The sequence below is a fragment of the Pseudomonas baetica genome (assembly GCF_002813455.1).
GTDB classification, from domain to species: domain Bacteria; phylum Pseudomonadota; class Gammaproteobacteria; order Pseudomonadales; family Pseudomonadaceae; genus Aquipseudomonas; species Aquipseudomonas baetica.
Genome location: NZ_PHHE01000001.1, coordinates 6,473,715 through 6,490,654 on the forward strand (window position 1 = coordinate 6,473,715; position 16,940 = coordinate 6,490,654).

17 protein-coding genes are annotated in these 16,940 nt (G+C 59.7%); 8 read left to right on the forward strand and 9 right to left on the reverse strand.

Annotated features, from left to right (window positions below; genetic code table 11):
• Positions 1–89: 89 nt before the first annotated feature.
• Entirely contained in the window at positions 90–1,457 is a 1,368-nt protein-coding gene (locus ATI02_RS30195) for a hypothetical protein (protein ID WP_100848198.1), read from the forward strand.
• A 55-nt stretch (positions 1,458–1,512) separates the two neighbouring features.
• Here ATI02_RS30195 and ATI02_RS30200 read toward each other — a convergent pair whose 3' ends face one another.
• From ATI02_RS30200 to ATI02_RS30210, 3 genes are read right to left on the reverse strand one after another with little or no spacing between them, the layout of a single operon-like run.
• Entirely contained in the window at positions 1,513–2,130 is a 618-nt protein-coding gene (locus ATI02_RS30200; RefSeq protein WP_100848199.1) for a DNA-3-methyladenine glycosylase family protein, read from the reverse strand.
• Position 2,131: 1 nt separating this feature from the next.
• Positions 2,132–2,929 carry an isocitrate lyase/PEP mutase family protein gene (locus ATI02_RS30205; RefSeq protein ID WP_100848200.1) on the reverse strand — a complete coding sequence of 266 codons (798 nt, stop codon included), beginning with the start codon at positions 2,927–2,929 and terminating at the stop codon, positions 2,132–2,134.
• A 31-nt stretch (positions 2,930–2,960) separates the two neighbouring features.
• On the reverse strand, positions 2,961–4,043 hold the full coding sequence (locus ATI02_RS30210; protein WP_100848201.1) for a bifunctional transcriptional activator/DNA repair enzyme AdaA: 1,083 nt from the start codon (positions 4,041–4,043) through the stop codon (positions 2,961–2,963).
• Between the two features lie 183 nt (positions 4,044–4,226).
• Between ATI02_RS30210 and ATI02_RS30220 the strand changes: the two genes are divergently transcribed.
• Positions 4,227–4,640 carry a VOC family protein gene (locus tag ATI02_RS30220; protein WP_100848202.1) on the forward strand — a complete coding sequence of 138 codons (414 nt, stop codon included), beginning with the start codon at positions 4,227–4,229 and terminating at the stop codon, positions 4,638–4,640.
• Here ATI02_RS30220 and ATI02_RS30225 read toward each other — a convergent pair.
• Positions 4,637–5,257, reverse strand: a complete 621-nt coding sequence (locus ATI02_RS30225) for a LysE family translocator (protein WP_100848203.1) — start codon at positions 5,255–5,257, stop codon at positions 4,637–4,639. The genes ATI02_RS30220 and ATI02_RS30225 overlap by 4 nt on opposite strands.
• 274 nt (positions 5,258–5,531) lie before the next feature.
• Between ATI02_RS30225 and ATI02_RS30230 the strand changes: the two genes are divergently transcribed.
• From ATI02_RS30230 to ATI02_RS30245, 4 genes are all read left to right on the forward strand, one after another.
• Entirely contained in the window at positions 5,532–6,146 is a 615-nt protein-coding gene (locus tag ATI02_RS30230; protein WP_100848204.1) for a biliverdin-producing heme oxygenase, read from the forward strand.
• Complete coding sequence (locus ATI02_RS30235; RefSeq protein WP_100848205.1) at positions 6,143–8,380, forward strand: ATP-binding protein; 2,238 nt, start codon at positions 6,143–6,145, stop codon at positions 8,378–8,380. Before ATI02_RS30230 ends, ATI02_RS30235 begins: the two co-directional genes overlap by 4 nt.
• A 222-nt stretch (positions 8,381–8,602) precedes the next feature.
• On the forward strand, positions 8,603–9,190 hold the full coding sequence (locus ATI02_RS30240; RefSeq protein ID WP_100848206.1) for a LysE family translocator: 588 nt from the start codon (positions 8,603–8,605) through the stop codon (positions 9,188–9,190).
• Positions 9,191–9,331: 141 nt separating this feature from the next.
• Positions 9,332–11,356 carry a YncE family protein gene (locus tag ATI02_RS30245; RefSeq protein ID WP_161555375.1) on the forward strand — a complete coding sequence of 675 codons (2,025 nt, stop codon included), beginning with the start codon at positions 9,332–9,334 and terminating at the stop codon, positions 11,354–11,356.
• A 42-nt stretch (positions 11,357–11,398) separates the two neighbouring features.
• On the opposite strand, the gene ATI02_RS30250 is transcribed toward ATI02_RS30245, so the two are convergent.
• The 4 genes from ATI02_RS30250 to ATI02_RS30265 form a co-directional block, all read right to left on the reverse strand.
• Positions 11,399–12,232 (reverse strand): helix-turn-helix transcriptional regulator, encoded by an 834-nt coding sequence (locus tag ATI02_RS30250; RefSeq protein ID WP_100848208.1) that lies wholly within the window; start codon positions 12,230–12,232, stop codon positions 11,399–11,401.
• A gap of 35 nt (positions 12,233–12,267) precedes the next feature.
• The gene (locus ATI02_RS30255) at positions 12,268–12,771 is read right to left on the reverse strand and encodes a VOC family protein (RefSeq protein WP_100848209.1); all 504 of its coding nucleotides are present in this window, start codon (positions 12,769–12,771) and stop codon (positions 12,268–12,270) included.
• 248 nt (positions 12,772–13,019) lie between these two features.
• On the reverse strand, positions 13,020–13,688 hold the full coding sequence (locus ATI02_RS30260) for a class I SAM-dependent methyltransferase (protein ID WP_100848210.1): 669 nt from the start codon (positions 13,686–13,688) through the stop codon (positions 13,020–13,022).
• A gap of 114 nt (positions 13,689–13,802) precedes the next feature.
• Complete coding sequence (locus tag ATI02_RS30265; RefSeq protein WP_100848211.1) at positions 13,803–14,168, reverse strand: DUF6124 family protein; 366 nt, start codon at positions 14,166–14,168, stop codon at positions 13,803–13,805.
• Between the two features lie 697 nt (positions 14,169–14,865).
• Here ATI02_RS30265 and ATI02_RS30275 point away from each other — a divergent pair.
• On the forward strand, positions 14,866–15,258 hold the full coding sequence (locus tag ATI02_RS30275) for a GFA family protein (protein WP_095190988.1): 393 nt from the start codon (positions 14,866–14,868) through the stop codon (positions 15,256–15,258).
• Between the two features lie 143 nt (positions 15,259–15,401).
• Here the strand turns inward: ATI02_RS30275 and ATI02_RS30280 are convergent, their stop codons facing one another.
• Positions 15,402–16,232, reverse strand: a complete 831-nt coding sequence (locus ATI02_RS30280) for an alpha/beta fold hydrolase (RefSeq protein WP_100848212.1) — start codon at positions 16,230–16,232, stop codon at positions 15,402–15,404.
• A gap of 242 nt (positions 16,233–16,474) precedes the next feature.
• Here ATI02_RS30280 and ATI02_RS30285 point away from each other — a divergent pair, with 242 nt between their 5' ends.
• Positions 16,475–16,930: a (2Fe-2S)-binding protein gene (locus ATI02_RS30285; protein WP_095190986.1), complete on the forward strand. Its 456-nt coding sequence runs from the start codon at positions 16,475–16,477 to the stop codon at positions 16,928–16,930.
• Positions 16,931–16,940 lie beyond the last annotated feature (10 nt).

A 16,940-nucleotide genomic window follows, 5' to 3' on the forward strand; every position in this document is an offset into this window, starting at 1 on the left:
GGCACGGGCAAAGCACCTCGATGGTACTTTTCCCGGCGCCGGTTCTCTCACCGGGACCGCTCTAGCCTCCATTCAAGGACGAATGACTCATGGGAAAAAAACAGCCTGTCAAAGGCGCTGACACTGTCGATACTCACACCCGGGCCGGGCAACCGGACGACCCGATCGTGGCGCGGCCAGACTCACCGCCACGGCTCGATCCGCTGCCGCTTGAACCGCGCTTGCCCGATTCTGCGAACGATGCCATTGCCACGCAGGCGTCCGGGCTGGATACGCCGACGCCAGCGGTCGCGATCAACGACGTGGCATCCTTGCCGATTGCGCGGCCCTTACCCAGGCAGCGCCCACTGAGGTATTACCGGATCCCTGACAGCATCAATTTGCCGGATGCCGATGCTCAGGGCTTCCGGGTGTTTCAGGGCCGGCCGTTCGTCAAAGTGGCGGGCGGTTACGTGCAGGTCGGCATCGACTCTGAAACCAGCCTGTACCGTGCGTGTCTGGCCAGTGAGGCAACGCCGACCGGGCCGGTGCTGGTGCGCGATCACCACAGTCAGCTTTGGCGCGCGCTGGAGGAGTCAGCGGTGAATGTCTATCGTTCGGCGGTGGATGAGGGCGCCGAGGCGCGCAAACCGAATGAGCAGGACATGGAGCCCGATCACTCCGACGACGAATTTGAGCTGGCCTCGGAATCGATGCCGATCGCCCCGTTTACGCCCCAGGAACTGGCCTTCATGCGCGAAGCGGCGAGTCACAGCTTCGTCGACAATCAGTTGGGCTCCTACAACCGCGCCAACAATGGCCGCTATCCGTTCCGCGACTCACGTGGCCGCCCGGTGCGGATTCGCAAGATCGAAACCAGAGCCATCACCCCAGAGGGAGAGCAATACCTGGCGGCGGCGATCAAACCGTATATCAAGTTTGAAGGCCATGAAGACGTCGCCAGGCTTTATGAGGAAAAGCTCGAAGTGCGGCGTTTTACCCACGCCGATGCCAAAGTCCCGCAAGAAGTGGCTCTTGTCGGGCAATATCTGGTCGCGGCCAACAAACGTCTGGCCAAGGGCGAGGCGCTGGGGGTCTATGGCGGTACGATCATTCCGTTGAAGTACGTTCGCCGCCAGGAACAAACGTTCACCATGTATGCCGGTGCAACCATCCGCTATGGCGCCGGCCATTTGATTCAGGAGCGTCTGGTGATCGTGGGTGACAACGCCCTGTCCCGAATCAACTCCAATTTCGAGTATGACGCCACCGGCAGGCCGGTTCGCCAATCGCCGACCGGGTATAACGTGGGTTCGGTGGCGTTCAATGTTGAAGCGGAGTTGATCGTCGGCGACAAACTGATCCTCAAACCGTATGTGCTGACCGCTTTGTTTGCCCTTGAAGACATACCGGCAGGCGCAGAACTGCGGATGGATTACGACTATTCGGAGAAGGAGATGTCGTGGGTCTTTCTATAAGGTGGTTCGGCGGCGCCTGACCGGTTGATCGGGCGGGCGCCAGTGAGGGACTGCCTCAGCGAGCAGGCACTCGCCATAGATACCACGCCGCCACTGTCCGATACGGGCGCCATGCCTGGCCGATCTCCATCATCTGCTTGCGGGTCGGTTGCACCTCCAGCCCCTTCAACCGTCGATAGCCCTCGCGCACGCCGAAGTCGTCCGCCGGCAGGATGTCCATGCGCTCCAGGCTGTAAATCAACAGCATCTCCACGGTCCAGCGGCCGACCCCGCGCAGGGTGACCAGCCGCTCGATCAGCGCTTCGTCGTCCATGGCCAGCGCACTGGCGTAGTCCGGCACCACAGCGTCCAGCGTTGCCTGCGCAATGCCTTGAAGGGTCGCAATCTTGCTGGCGGAAAACCCGCAACCGCGCAGGCGATGGAAATCCGTGGCGAGGATCTGCTCCGGGCGCGGAAATGTCTGCCCCGCAAACAAAGCCACCAGCCGTCCGATAATCGCATCGCCGGCCTTGGCATGCAGTTGCTGATAGGCAATCGCGCGCACCAGCGATTCGTAGGGATCGCGTGCCGGATGCGGCTGATGCAGGCACGGCCCGACAGCGGCGATGTGCCGCCGCCAGTCGGCGTCGAGGGCGGCCAGAAAGTCACTGGCCGGCTGATAGCGCTCGGGCATGTTATTTCAGCAAGCCGTTGACTTCGCCATAGCTGAGCGCCTTGAGGTCATGAGTGTCGAGTTGGCCATTGGCGAGAAAGCTTTTGACCAGCGAGCCCATTGCGCCATACAAAAACTCGGCGATGCCCGACCCCGCGCTCAAACGGCGCACGCCCAGCGTCTGCAACTCGTGCGGCGAGGGCAGGCAGGCGACACCGAGGACGTTGACCGGCAGCGTGGTGCCCTTGCAGATGGCTTCGATTTCATAAGCCGCCGTGACACCTGCAGCGAACAGTCCATCGGTGCCGGCGGCTTGATACAGCGCAGCGCGACGCAGGGTCTCGGCGACGCGGTCTTCGGCCGGCACCAGGCCCTTGAGGTAAACGTCGGTGCGAGCGTTGATAAACAGCTTCACATCGCGTTTCGCGGCCACTTGCCGGGCGACTTCGATCTTGCGTGCCAACAGTTCCGGTGCGCCGCTGCCATCTTCGATATTGATCCCGACCGCACCGGCAGCGATCACCGCGTCGATGACTTCGGCGACACGCCCGAGATCATCGGAATACCCGGCCTCGATGTCCACGCTCAGCGGCACTTTGATCACCCGAGCGATGGATTCCACGGTGCAAATCAGGCGTTCGAGGGGCAGGGTGTTGCCGTCGGGGTAGCCGTGAGCCCATGCCACTGCCGCGCTGCTGGTGGCGACCGCTTTGCCGCCCAGGTGCTCGACCAGTCGCGCGCCAGTGGCGTCGGCGACGTTGGTCAGGAGCAGCAGGCCTTGCTGGTGCAACTGGTGAAATGCCGTGTCGAGCGCGTTCATCGAAAACCCTTCTTGTGAATGGTTGTAGGGGTCAGAAAGTCAATTGTTGCGTGAGCTGCACCGCGGCGTTTTCCAGTCGCAGCAAAAACGCCTTGCGCGGTTGTCCTCCACCATAGCCGGTGAGCGAGCCATCCGCGCCGATCACCCGGTGGCACGGCACCACAATCGCCAGACGGTTGTGCCCGTTGGCCAGCCCTACAGCGCGACTGGCGCCGGGTTTGCCCAAGCGTGTAGCGATAGTGCCGTACGTGCTGGTGTGGCCATAAGGGATTTGCAGCAGTTCGCGCCAGACTTGCCGGGCGAAGTCACTGCCGGGCATGTGCAGAGGCACCGAAAACTCTGTGAGCTTACCGGCGAAATACGCCGCCAGCTGCCGTTCGATCTGCTGCAAATGCACGTTATGCCCCGGCGCGACGAGGTAGGCATGGCGGTTCTGCAGTGATTCGACTTCGCGGGTCAACGCCGGGCGATCAAGAAACTCCAGCAACACCAGCCCCCGGCGTTCGGCCATGGCGATCATCGGCCCCAGTGGCGTGGTCAGACGCGTAAACAGCAGCGGTTCGCTGCGGGCGGCACGCCCCGGCGTGACGTGGAAAGATTTCTGGAAAGCATCGCGAAAGCCGCTGAGGGACTCATAGCCAGAGTCGAACGCGGCATGATCAATCGACGTGCCTTGTTTGATCCCGCCCAGCGCCATGCCGAGCCGCCGGGTGCGCAACCATGCGTGGAACGTCATGCCGAAATGCTGTTTGAACCAACGCCGCAATTTCAGCGGCTCGATGCCTTCGGCGAGCAGTTGCGCATCGCTCCAGCGTATCTCCGGCTCCGCGTCGATGGCCGTGAGCAACCGCTGCACCCATGGCGGGGCGATGGCCGCGGCATCCAGCGGCTTGCAACGCAGGCAGGCGCGGTAACCGGCGGACAGACATTCATCGGCGTGGGCGAAGAACTCGACGTTTTCAGGTTTCGGCTTGCGCGCCGTGCAGCTGGGGCGGCAAAAGATCCCGGTGGTTTTCACGGCCGTGAAAAATACGCCTTCATAGGCAGTGTCACTTTCGAGCATGGCGCGGACCATCTCGGCGTGGGGCGGCAGAGCAGCGGTTTGTATGTTCATGGCTTGAGAGTAAAACTGGATTGTCGATGGCTCCACCGAAAAATCGACAATGAATTTTCAGCAACCTGAACTACCGTGTAGGCGCTGCCGCAGGCTGCGATCTTTTGACGTTGATTTCGAAAAACAACATCAAAGGATCGCAGCCTGCGGCAGCTCCTACAGGGTTTATGAGGCACCGAATCCATGCATCCGTTTGTTATTCAACATATCGATCACATCGTCCTGCGGGTTGCGGACCTGCAACGCAGTATCGAGTTCTATGGACAAGTATTTGGCGCCGAGGTGGTCAAGATCAATGAACCACTGGGGCTGGTGCATTTACGCGCCGGTACCTCGATGATCGACCTGGTCGATCTGCACGGCGAACTCGGGCGCAAGGGCGGCGGGGCGGCGGGTGCCGAGCGGCGCAACGTCGATCACTTTTGCCTGCGTATCGAACCGTTCGATGAAGCGGCGCTGATCGAGCATTTGCAGGCGCACGGCCTGAGCGTCGAAAAAGCCGCCAGACGTTTCGGTGCCCAGGGTTACGGTTTGTCGGTGTACTGTTTCGACCCGGATGGCAACCAGGTCGAACTCAAAGGGCTGTCCGAGGTTTAAGCGCGTTTGGCCGTCAATAGCATCGACGCCGCCGCCGACAACAGCGCCGCGCAGCAACGATTGAAGATGCGTTTGCCACGCGGCTCGGCATACCAGCGGCGCATGTGCAGGCCCATCCAGGCGTAGGCGCCGATGGCGACCCACTCCAGCAGCAGAAACAGCCCGCCAAGCGCAGCGAATTGCGCAGGCATCGGGCGCGCCGGGTCGACGAACTGCGGCAGGAACGCGGTGAACAGCAGGATTGCTTTTGGATTGCCTGCTGCCACCAGGAACTCCTGACGGGCCAATGCAAAGAAGCCGACGGTCGCGCTGTTGCCGTGTTGCTCCATCTCAGGACTGGCTCGCCACAATTGCCAGGCCAGATACAGCAGGTACGCCGCGCCCACGATCTTGATCGCATGAAACAGCCATTGCGAGGTTTGCAGCACTACCGACAGTCCGGCGCCGGCGAGGGCGATCATTGCGGCAAAGGCCAGAATCCGCCCGATGCCCGCCCCGCAGGCGCGCCGAAAGCCATAGCGGGTGGCGTTACTGACCGATAGCAAATTGTTCGGTCCGGGGGCCATGTTCAAGGCGAAACAGGCCGGGATAAACAGTGAAAGCGTGGCAAGGTCCATGGCGCAGGCTCCGGGGGCGGGAACGGCATTTTTATCACGGCGTCACGGCGCTTGACCCGTACAGTCAGGCTGCGCTGTCGCGGTACAGCGGCTGCGAAGCTGATCAGTCCGTTTCGAACTTTTTGCTCGAAAGGAAACTCTGAAAAATCTGAGGGCGATGGTTTCGTCAGAAAAAACGATCCATACGGTCAGAAATGTCGTCTGCCGTGTATATTTCAGTCGACATTCAACTCACCCCGAATGGCCCCAGGTGGCCCCACCAAGAGCGATTTACATGCACGCAAAGGCCCGTGAAATTTATGTGCCACCGGTGCTGCAAGATCTGCGAGCCGGCACTGCCGAACTGCATATCGCACTGGAAAAACGCCTTCCTTTTTTTTCCGACACCCTTGATGCAAAAGCCTTTCAAAGGCTGATGCAGGCTTATTACGGTTTTTATCTGCCGCTGGAACGGGCCTTGCTCGACAGCGCGTGCGTCCCCGCCGATTTCGATCTGGCACCACGCCTCAAGACAGCCACCCTGCATAGCGATCTGTTGGCGTTGGGCGTCACCCATTCTGCACTTGAACAATTGCCGTTCTGTGGTGATTTGCCGGTCATCGACTCCAGCGCCGCGTGCCTGGGTGTGTTGTACGTACTCGAAGGCGCAACACTCGGTGGGCAGATCCTGCGGCGCGAAATCGCCGCGCGTCTGGGCCTGGAGGCCGATAACGGTGCGGCATTCCTCGATATCTACGGCGCCGCCACCGGACGGCGCTGGCGAGACTTCATCGAATACCTGGGCGCACGCCCACTGGATGCCGTTGCCCGCGCAGCCGTGGTCAACGCGGCACACACCACATTCAGCTGTTTCGAGCGTTGGCTCGACCGCCGGGAGGTACTGGCATGAACCCGCAAGACCGAGAAGCGTTTGAAGAACTGCTGGCCAACTGTGCCGACGAGCCGATCCGCTTTCCCGGGGCGATTCAGCCCCACGGTGTGTTGCTGACCCTGAGCGAGCCGGCGCTGGACATCATCCAGGTCAGCGCCAACGTTGAAAACGTGTTGGCGCGTCCGGCCGAGGAACTGATCGGGCAACCGCTGCACCAGCTGCTCGGCGATGCCTATGCCGGGGCCGTGCGCGGGGCGCTTCAGCAACCGGCATTTGCCGACGCCGGGCCGCTGAATTTTCAGCTCAATGGCACCGCGTTCGACGCGCTGTTGCACCGTCATCAAGGCGTGTTGATTCTGGAACTGGAAATCCACGTCGAGAACTTCCAGCCGCGAAATGTCGCCGGTAACCAGACGCATCTGGGGCGCATGCTCCAGCGTCTGCAAGCGGCTACGTCGTTGCAGGCGCTGTACGATATCAGCGTCAAGGAAATCCAGGCCATGACCGGTTACGACCGGGTGCTGATCTACCGTTTCGAGGATGAAGGCCACGGTCAGGTCATCGCCGAAGCGTCCGATCCGTCGATGGAAGTGTTCAACGGCTTGTTCTTCCCGGCCTCCGACATTCCCGAACAGGCGCGTGAGCTGTACCGCACCAACTGGTTGCGGATCATCCCCGATGCCGCCTACCAACCGGTGCCGCTGGTGCCGAAGCTGCGCCCCGACACCCAGACACCGCTGGATTTGAGCTTCGCGACCCTGCGCAGCGTCTCGCCGATTCACTGCCAGTACATGAAAAACATGGGCGTGCTGTCGTCAATGAGCATTTCCCTGCTCAAGGGCGACAAGCTCTGGGGCCTGATCAGTTGCGGCAACCGCCAGCCGTTGCACGTGCCGCACGAACTGCGTACCGCGTGCCAGACCATCGGCCAGGTATTGTCGCTGCAGATCAGTGCGCTGGAAGCGCTGGAGGTCAGCCGTCAGCGCGAGGAAAAAGTCGAGGCGCTGGCCTTGCTCAATCAGGCGATGATCGATTCGCCGCAGAACGTTTTCGACGGTTTGGCCAATCAGCCACAGGTCCTGATGGCGTTGGTCAATGCCGGTGGCATCGCGATCATTGAAGACAAACAGTTGCATCGCTATGGCAATTGCCCGGAGCCGGAAGAGGTCCGTGCGTTGCACAAGTGGCTGCAGGAAACCGGCGAGCCGGTGTTTGCCAGTCATCACCTGTCCAGCGTCTACCCACCGGCGGCGCACTATCAGCAAGTGGCCAGTGGCGTGCTCGCCATGAGCCTGCCCAAACCGGTGGACAACGGTGTGCTGTGGTTCCGTCCCGAGGTGAAAGAAAACATCAACTGGAGTGGTGATCCGCGCAAGCCGCTGGCGCTGGAAAGCTCCGATGCCGGGCTTCGTTTGCGCCCGCGCACCTCGTTCGAAATCTGGAAGGTCGAGATGGCCGGGATCTCCACCAAGTGGAGCCACGGCGACTTGTTCGCGGCCAATGACCTGCGCCGCTCGGCAATGGAAAATGATCTGGCCCGTCAGGTGCGTCGCGAGCAGGAAGCAGTGCGCGCCCGCGATGAATTGGTCGCAGTGGTTTCCCATGATCTGCGCAACCCGATGACGGTCATCTCGATGCTCTGCGGCATGCTGCAAAAAGCCTTCAGCTCCGAAGGCCAGCACACCTCGCGGCGCATCTCTACGGCCATCGACACCATGCAACAGGCGGCCGGGCGCATGAACACGCTGCTGGAGGATTTGCTCGACACGTCGAAAATCGACGCCGGGCGCTACACCATCACGCCGCAGAAGCTCGACGTCACGCAGATGTTCGAAGAAGCGCAAGCGTTGCTCACACCGCTGGCTCAGGACAAAGACATCAGCATTTCCTTCGCGGCGGATCCCGATCTGCGTATCCACGCCGACCCTGAGCGACTGTTTCAGGTGCTGTCGAATCTGATTGGTAACGCGATCAAGTTCACCCCGCGCCTGGGCACGGTCGGTGTGCAGGCCAAATCCATCGGTAACGACATTGTCTTTACCGTGCGTGACAGCGGCGAAGGAATCCCCAAAGCAAACCTGGCCCGCGTCTTCGACCGATACTGGACGGTGAAAGAAGGCAACCCCACCGGTACCGGCCTGGGTTTGTACATCAGCCAGGGTATTGTCGAGGCCCATGGCGGGCGGATCTTCGCCGAAAGCGAACCGGGACAGGGCAGTGAATTCCACTTTACGGTGCCGCGTCTGGACTGAACGCGCCGCGCACCGCGCAACGCCCTCCAAACGCAAAAAAACTGTAGGAGCTGCCGCAGGCTGCGATCTTTTGATCTTGTTTTTAAAACAAAAATCAAAAGATCGCAGCCTGCGGCAGCTCCTACACAAAGTGTGTTGTTGGCAGGGTGATTTTCTTCAATACCGGGGACGGGCGGCTGGTTACGGTGGGCACCTTGTTCCTCGTGTTGAAGCAGGTGTGCGATGAGTTTGATTATCTCGATGGCGGCGTTTGCCCTGGCGGCGTCCATTACCCCCGGCCCGGTCAATATCGTGGCGTTGAGTTCGGGCGCACAGTTCGGCTTTCGCGCCAGTCAGCGGCATGTCGCCGGGGCCACCTTAGGCTTTGTTCTGTTGCTGGTGCTGATGGGCCTGGGCCTGCATGAAGTGCTCACACTGTGGCCGTTCATGACCCGCGTGGTGCAACTGGCCGGCGTGGCGTTTCTGTTGTTCATGGCCTGGAAACTGGCGACTGACGACGGGCAGCTCAATGCTGGCGACACGGGGCGGGCGCCCTCGATGCTCTACGGCGCGATCATGCAGTGGCTCAACCCGAAAGCCTGGCTGGCCTGCGTGGCTGGCATGGGCGCGTTTGTCGCTGATGGCGAGGCGCGACTGGTCTGGCAGTTTGCCGCGGTGTATCTGGTGATTTGCTATGTGTCAGTGGCCTGCTGGGCGTATGCCGGGACATTTTTGCGCGGATGGTTGGCCAATCCGGCGGGGATGCGTTTGTTCAATCGTGTTATGGCGGGGTTATTGGCCGTGAGTGCGGGGTATTTGTTGTTGCCTTGAGCGCCTCTCTGCGCTTTCGGAGTGCCGTGACCGCTCATCTGAAAGACGTGCTACCTGTCAGATATGACAGTAGCCGTCTGGCTCCTTTGCGCGTGTGATGTGGGTTGTCAAAAAAACCGACACGGTTTCCAAGGAGAGAACATGACAATTACCCTGCTCAACTCAACGCAAGCCGATGAGGCGCTCGCACTCTCCCCCATGTTCATCCCCGGCTGGCAAGCTTCAGTGCAGCCGCCGGGCACGGCCCATGGCGGTATTCCCCAGGCAATTTATCAGCTGCCAGAAGGCCTGTTGGTGGTGATCGACCCGGCTCGGACGTTGTCCACCGCCATGGCCGCCTACGATGTCGTCGAGATGTGGGTCAACGGCAAACCGACGTCCATCGTCAAGATCATCAATCCGGGCGAAGAGAACGACCGTTTTGCGATGCGGTTGGCTGTCGGCTGGCTATTGAACGGCATCAATCAGCTGTTTTACCGGGTGAGCCGTCTTGGAGGAAATTTCGAGGATTCCCGACCGATACTGGACGTGCTGTATCACGATCCGGCGCCCGGTTATCCCGCGCCATCCGGTATCACTGTCATTCACCCTGTCAGCGTTGGCCCGGTGGAAGCGGCGAAAGGGGTAGAAATTACCGTGAACGTCAGTTTTGTGCGTGCTTTTGACGAGATTGTCTTGACCATTGGAACCTGGAGACGACCGATTACCGTCACAGATCCTACCCAGCCGATCACGTTCATGCTGACCACCGCCGATTTCCAGCAGATCGGCGATAACCAACGGATGCCGATCAGTGCCAGGGTGATCGATCAATTGAGCAACAGCAACGCCTCAGCGACGACCTACATGAATATCCATGTCAGCCAGTCGCCGGGTGTGGTGGCATTTCTCAATGGACCCTACAGCGTTGTTGCCGGAGGCGAGGTCAAGGAGATTGACCTAAGCCTGACCGAGGCAGGGCGGCCGAGTGCCGGATTGATCTCACTCACCTTGCCTGAGGGGGCGGAGTATCCGGACGGGGAAGGGGGGACTCGCAGTTTTCCTGTCGGCGCGGACGGCAGAGTGACGGTCAGCGGTGTGCGTGCAGGAAATACACCGGGGGTATTTTCACTAACGGCCAGTAGTGGCGGCGGCACCGCCAGCGCGGTGCTGACCATCACCGAACAGATGCCGGTCGGACCAATCGCACTTGATCCCGTACCAACCGGCATCACGCTCAGTCCGGACAATACATTGGCTTTTGTCACTGGCGCGGGATCGGTGCAGATAATCGATACGTCCACTTCCCAGCGGATCAAGAAGATTGATCTACCGCAATTGAGTGTCTCGTGGGAGATTGCCGTTAATGGCGATGCATCGCGTGTTTTTGCCTGTAACGGGAATAATGCGGTGATGGTCATTGATATCGCCACTTCGAGCATGATCGCCAACATTCCGGTAGCGGGGCACCCTATCGGCATAGTCATGAGCAAGAATGGGTTACAGGCCTTTGTCAGTACCTGGGGCGGCAACAGCGTTGGGGTTATCGACGTTGTGAATTCACGGGCGGTCAAAACCATTCCGGTCGGATCGCACCCCAGAGGCATTGCCTTGTCTCCGGATGGACGGTGGGTCTATGTCGCCAATAACAATAATTTCAGCGGTGTGGCTGGTTCCTCGATTTCCATCATCAGTACATTGACTTTATCGGTTGTCAGAACCGTGCCGATGCCTTTAGAGGCCTATGGTGTCGATATCAGTCCTGATGGCAAAAGCTTTTACGTCTGTGGCAGGAACCAGGCTACTGAAGGTTTTGTACTGCAGTACGATACGCAGACATTCGTACAGATCAGGGCCATAAGAGTGATTGGTTTGCCAAGGGGTATTGTCCTGGACCCCTCCGGTACGCAGGCTTATTGCTGCGACAGAGATACCAATACGGTATCGACGATTGATACGGCATCAGGGCAAGTCATTGCGACGACTACGGTGGGCCAAGGGCCTTTGGAAATTGCGATTAGCAAGGACGGCAAACTGGGTTACGTTACGTGTTACTACGACAACACGGTGTGGGTTTTCTCGCTGATGTCCGGTGCATCCGGACTGGGCACAACCGGTGCAATGTTTTCGGGTTTCGCGGTCAGCAGTCCACAAACGCGCGAGCCAATCCCGGGTGATGCTTACTGAACGAAGACGCCAAAGGGCTGTGGCTGATTCTGGCGTAGACACTTATCCCCGATACTGCCCCGGCGTCGCCGCCAGATGCTGTTTGAACGCCCGTTGAAAATGCGCCTGATCGGCAAACCCGGCTTCCAGCGCTACATCGGCAATCAGTCTGCCCCGGCGCAAACCCTCGCGGGCGTACTGAATACGCTGGTTGACCACAAAGGCGTGCGGCGTCATCCCGTAATGCTGTTTGAAGGCGCGGATCAGATAGGACGGTGACAACTGCGCCGCGCTGCAAATGTCATCGAGGCTCAGCAGGTCCGTGCAGTGTTCACGGATGAAATCGGCGGCGCGTTCAAGCTTGAAATTAGGCTCGCGCAATGGCTGTTCTGCCGGGTTCAGGCGCAACTGCAGCTCGGTGAAAAACTCCACCGCCGCGCTCTGTTTGCGCAAGACATCCTGCTGGTTATCGACCAGTACCTCATACAACCCGTTGAGATCACGGAACAGCCCGGCGTCGTCGAGATGGGTGGTCGCGAAACGCCGGAACTCAAGCTCGGCGGCAAACCCCAGTTGATGCTGCAAGTCCGTCAACCACGGTGTCTCGACGTACAGCATCACGTACGACCATGGCTGATCATCGATCGGATTGCACGCATGCACGTCGCCGGGATACATCAGCACCACGGTGCCCGCCGCGACTTCGAACTGGGTCTGTTCATGCACATACGTGCTGCGCCCGGCAGTGATCGCACCGATGGAAAAATGCGCGTGAGAATGCCGCGCATAGCAAACCTCGCGGCCATCGGCGATGGCCCGCGCCTCGATAAAGGGCAGGGCTTCGTCGCGCCAGAAACGCGGGGCTTTTTCAGGGTTTTTCGCGGCAGCGTGTTTCATCAACGTCATTCCCGGCAGGCCAGCACCCGAGTGTATTAGCTCTGGCCGGCAAAGGCCCGCTCGAGTTCGGCGATGTCGAGTTTTTTCATGCTGAACATGGCCTGCATGGCCCGCTGCGACTTGCTGGTGTCTGGGTCCAGCATCATGTGCATGAAGGCCACCGGCACGATCTGCCATGACACGCCGAACTTGTCCTTGAGCCAGCCGCATTGCTGGGCTTCTACCGGCCCACCAGCGCTGAGGTTGCCCCAGAAATGGTCGACTTCTTCCTGATTCTGGCAATTGACCTGAAACGATATCGCTTCACTGAACTTGAACACTGGCCCGCCGTTAAGGCCGGTAAAGGTTTGGCCATCGAGTTCGAAACTCACGGTCATCACCGCACCTTCCGGCTGCCCGTGAAATTCCTGGCCGACCTTGCTGTAGTGGGTCAGGCCGGTGATTTTCGAATGGTCGAAGATCGAGCAGTAGAACTTCGCCGCAGCCTCGGCCTGATCGTCGAACCACAGGCACGGTGTGAGTTTCTGAAAACGTTGCATGGCAGTCATCCTCGGCAGGTTAGACACGCTGGATTAACAGCGTAGTCAGTCTGTGGTCGGCTGGCGGTGCCGTAGATCGCCAAGTCGGCGCCTGTCAGTAACGTATAGCCTGGCAATCCTGCAAACACCCTGAACCCTGTGGGAGCTGGCTTGCCAGCGATGAGGCCGTCACGCTCGGCATCAAGGGTGTCTGACCCAATGCCATCGCTGGCAAGCCAGCTCCCACAAAAATCGCCGCGTGACTGAAGCTAGCGCCGCTCAGCCTGCATCAGCAAAGACTGCGGCACAGGGCTTTGCGGATGCTGTGGCTCTTGCAATCCGGCCAGTTGAAAACCGGCCATGTCCAGCGCATTGAGCCAGCTCGACAGGGTGCGGAAGTACCACGGCATCGGCTGCCACTGGCCCTTGAACCCGGCGAAAGTCTCCTCACGCCAACCATCCTGATAATCACCCGCCGCGACGGCCCACGGGTGCAACGTCTGGATCACCAGTGCGCCACCGGGCACCAGCAACGCGTTCATGGCCGCGAGCAAGGGGATGATGTCCTGATGCAATAAGGAGAAATTCGCGCAGATCAGGTCGTAGTCGCGACCGATGTCTGCCGTCGCCTCGACCAGCGCCTCATAACTGGCGACATGCACCTGCGATGCACCGGGCAAACGCGCCGCCTCAACCAGCGTCGCATCGCCATCCACGCCCGTGGCGTCAATGCCCCGATCCGCCAGTGCCCGCAACAGCCAGCCTTCGCCACAACCCAGGTCGAGCACCCGCTGTGGTTGCCGGCCCATGATCGCCAGCAGAATCGCCTGATCGGTGACCTGCTGACGGCTTTCGATGGCGCCGATGCGGATCACGTCGATCCAGGCGTGGGCGTTGTCGTGCCAGCTCTGCAGCAGGGTGATTTCGGGGGAGGGCATGTTGGTGTCCGGACAGTTGAGTGGAGGATGCCGTTTGCAAAAATTCAGTATGGACGCCGGACTCAAGATCGCCATGCAGGATGCACTGACCCTGCATGGCGATCCGTCGTGTATCTACTTCGGCACGCGCAGCTTATCCAGCAATCGATTGACCAACAGCTCGTTGAGCATGATCACCTGTTGCAGCGCCAGCAGCGGTTTACGCTCCGGGCCACCCACCGAGTTGGCGATATTGCCGGCCATGGCATGGGCGTATGACAGCGATTCACAGGCTTCGACCAGCAGGGTTTCGTCATCCAGCGTGGGGTCGACGAGGAACACAGGGCGAAACTTGGGCGATGCTGGAGGAGCTGCCAGGTCTTCGGGCTTGAGATAGTAGTCGAGGGCGCGATCGGTGGCTTCTTTGACCTTTTGCGGGTCAAGCGCGGGGTCGTGGGGGATGGGATCGGTGTGTGGTGGGTTAGGCGTGATTTTGAACATAGATAAAGCTCCAATTTAAAAAATGGGAGCCATCACCCTCGCTACCAAACGGCGGGTGGCGGCCATGCGCGGGTTGGTAGACCGGTTAAATCGGGAAACCCGGCGCTCACAGAGGAGCCCCACGCATGCCCACCATACAAAGCTATACCTTAAATAAGAGACAGCATCGAAGGTGTCGCAACAACGACAATTTAAAGCGGGCTACCAAACCCGATCACTGTTTTGCAGTGACAGGCAAACGATATAGCCCGCCCCATAGCCGTGTAAGCCGGCGGATTCTGGCGCACGCGTAGGTAACGGCGCAAGGTGTTGTAGGGAGGATGGCGTAACGGTTCGTGTACTTTAAACGTGATAACCGGATGACGTTTACCCATGGACAATGGTGAATGGTCAGAGTCCAAAACCAGGGCACCTTCTGGACTACAGGTTCGTACTCCACGCCCTACGACTGTTCCAGAGTCCACCGACTTGCACGTCTGAACGCAGAATTTTATTGTTTGCTGCACTGAGCTTCATCAAACCAGTCAGTCAGTATTCAGAGGCTACGATGACCACCAGCGGAAAGACCGAGGAACCTTGCAAAAAAGCAGTTCGTGAAGAGCTGACATTTCTTGATGTTCGGCAAGCTGCGCGTGATGGGCAAAAAGTTTTCAGAAAATTTGTGATCACTGGCAGGCTGCCTTAGCGGAGGTGCACCATGGATCGATTGGCTGGCGGTTGCCTATGCGGCGATGTCCGTTTCGAAGTATCCGGCCAGCCCTACCGCGTCGGCATCTGCCACTGCCTCGACTGCCGCAAACGCCACGGCGCGCTGTTCCACACCTCGGCAATTTTCCCTGAGCAAGCGCTGAAGGTCACCGGCAACCCACGCGACTATAACGGCCGGTTTTTCTGCCCGCGTTGCGGTTCACCCGTGTTCACGCGGTCGACAGATGAAGTTGAGGTCAACGTGGGTTCGCTCGATGAACCGAACCAGTTCAAACCCACTTATGAACTCTGGACCATCCGCCGCGAGTCGTGGCTATCGGCGCTTCCACTGGCTCACCACTACGAGCGTGATCGCGAGAGTACAAGTCGCACAGAGGAATAATGGACGTGAGCCCAATCACTTCCCCCTTGTGGGAGCGAGCCTGCTCGCGAAAGCGGTGGGTCATTCAGCTCAAGTTCAACTGAAAGATTGCATTCGCGAGCAAGCCCGCTCCCACAGGGTCAAGTGCATGACTGCCACTGATCTCAGTTGCGAATAAAGGTCAGCAGATCCGCGTTAATCGTCTCCGCCTCAGTCGTCGGCATTCCATGCGGGAACCCCGGATACGACTTCAACGTGCCGTTTGGCAGCAGTTTCGCCGATAAAGGCCCCGAGTTCGCATACGGCACAATCTGATCGTCCTCGCCATGCATCACCAGCACCGGCACGGTGACCTTCTTCAGATCTTCGGTGAAATCGGTCTGCGAGAACGCCACGATGCCGTCGTAATGCGCCTTGGCGCCGCCGATCATGCCCTGGCGCCACCAGTTTGAAATGATCCCTTCCGAAGGTTTGGCTCCCGGCCGGTTGTAGCCATAGAAAGGCCCGCTCGGAATATCCCGATAAAACTGCGCCCGATTGGTCGCCAGCTGCGCCTGAAAATCATCGAATACCGATTTCGGCAAACCACCCGGATTGCTCTCGGTCTGCACCATCAGCGGCGGCACGGCACTGATCAGCACGGCTTTGGCGACGTTGTCCTGACCATGGCGGGCGATGTAGTGGATGACCTCGCCGCCCCCGGTGGAGTGACCGACATGCACGACGTTTTTCACACCCAGATGATTGACCACCGCCAAGGCATCGTCAGCGTAGTGATCCATGTCGTGCCCTTCCCAAACCTGACTCGACCGCCCGTGCCCACGGCGATCATGGGCAATCACCCGAAAGCCCTGCGCCAGAAAGAACAGCATCTGCGCATCCCAATCGTCCGAACTCAGCGGCCAGCCGTGGTGAAAGTGGATGACCGGGGCGTCTTTCGGCCCCCAGTCCTTGTAGAAAATCTCGACGCCGTCTTTGCTGGTGACAAATCCCATGTTCGCTACTCCTGACCAATGTGGAGGATCGGTTTGCATGACGAGCGTGCCCGCGCGCGCGCTCGGGTGAGAGCCGTTATCAACTGTAGGATTAAAGTCGACATCTGCATGACCGGCGGTCGCCACACCTGGCCTTGCGCGCAAATTGCGCTTAGCTCAATGGGATAAGCCCAGGCGTGCGCAGGCATTCATTGCCGCAGCAACGCCCCTTCAGAACACCGTGAGTCTGAGGAAGTCCCCCGATGCTGACCTTGAATATCAATGGCAAGGATCAGGAGCTCGATGTCCCCGCGGACATGCCGTTGCTCTGGGTCCTGCGCGATGTCGCGCACCTGACCGGTACCAAATTCGGTTGCGGCATGGCCCAGTGCGGCGCCTGTACCGTGCATGTCGACGGTGTGCCGTTGCGCGCCTGCATCACCCCGGCCACAGCGGTGGCCCATGGGCAAAAAATCCTCACCATCGAAGGTTTGTCTACGGATGGCTCGCACCCGGTGCAGCAGGCCTGGGCCGAACTCGATGTGGTGCAGTGCGGTTACTGCCAGTCCGGGCAGATCATGTCCGCTGCCGCGTTGCTGGCGAAAATCCCCCAACCCACCGACAGCGATATCGATCAGGCGCTCTCCGGCAATATTTGCCGCTGCGGCACCTACCCAAGAATTCGTGCCGCGGTCAAACGTGCGGCCGAGATCGGTTGAGCCTGGCGGG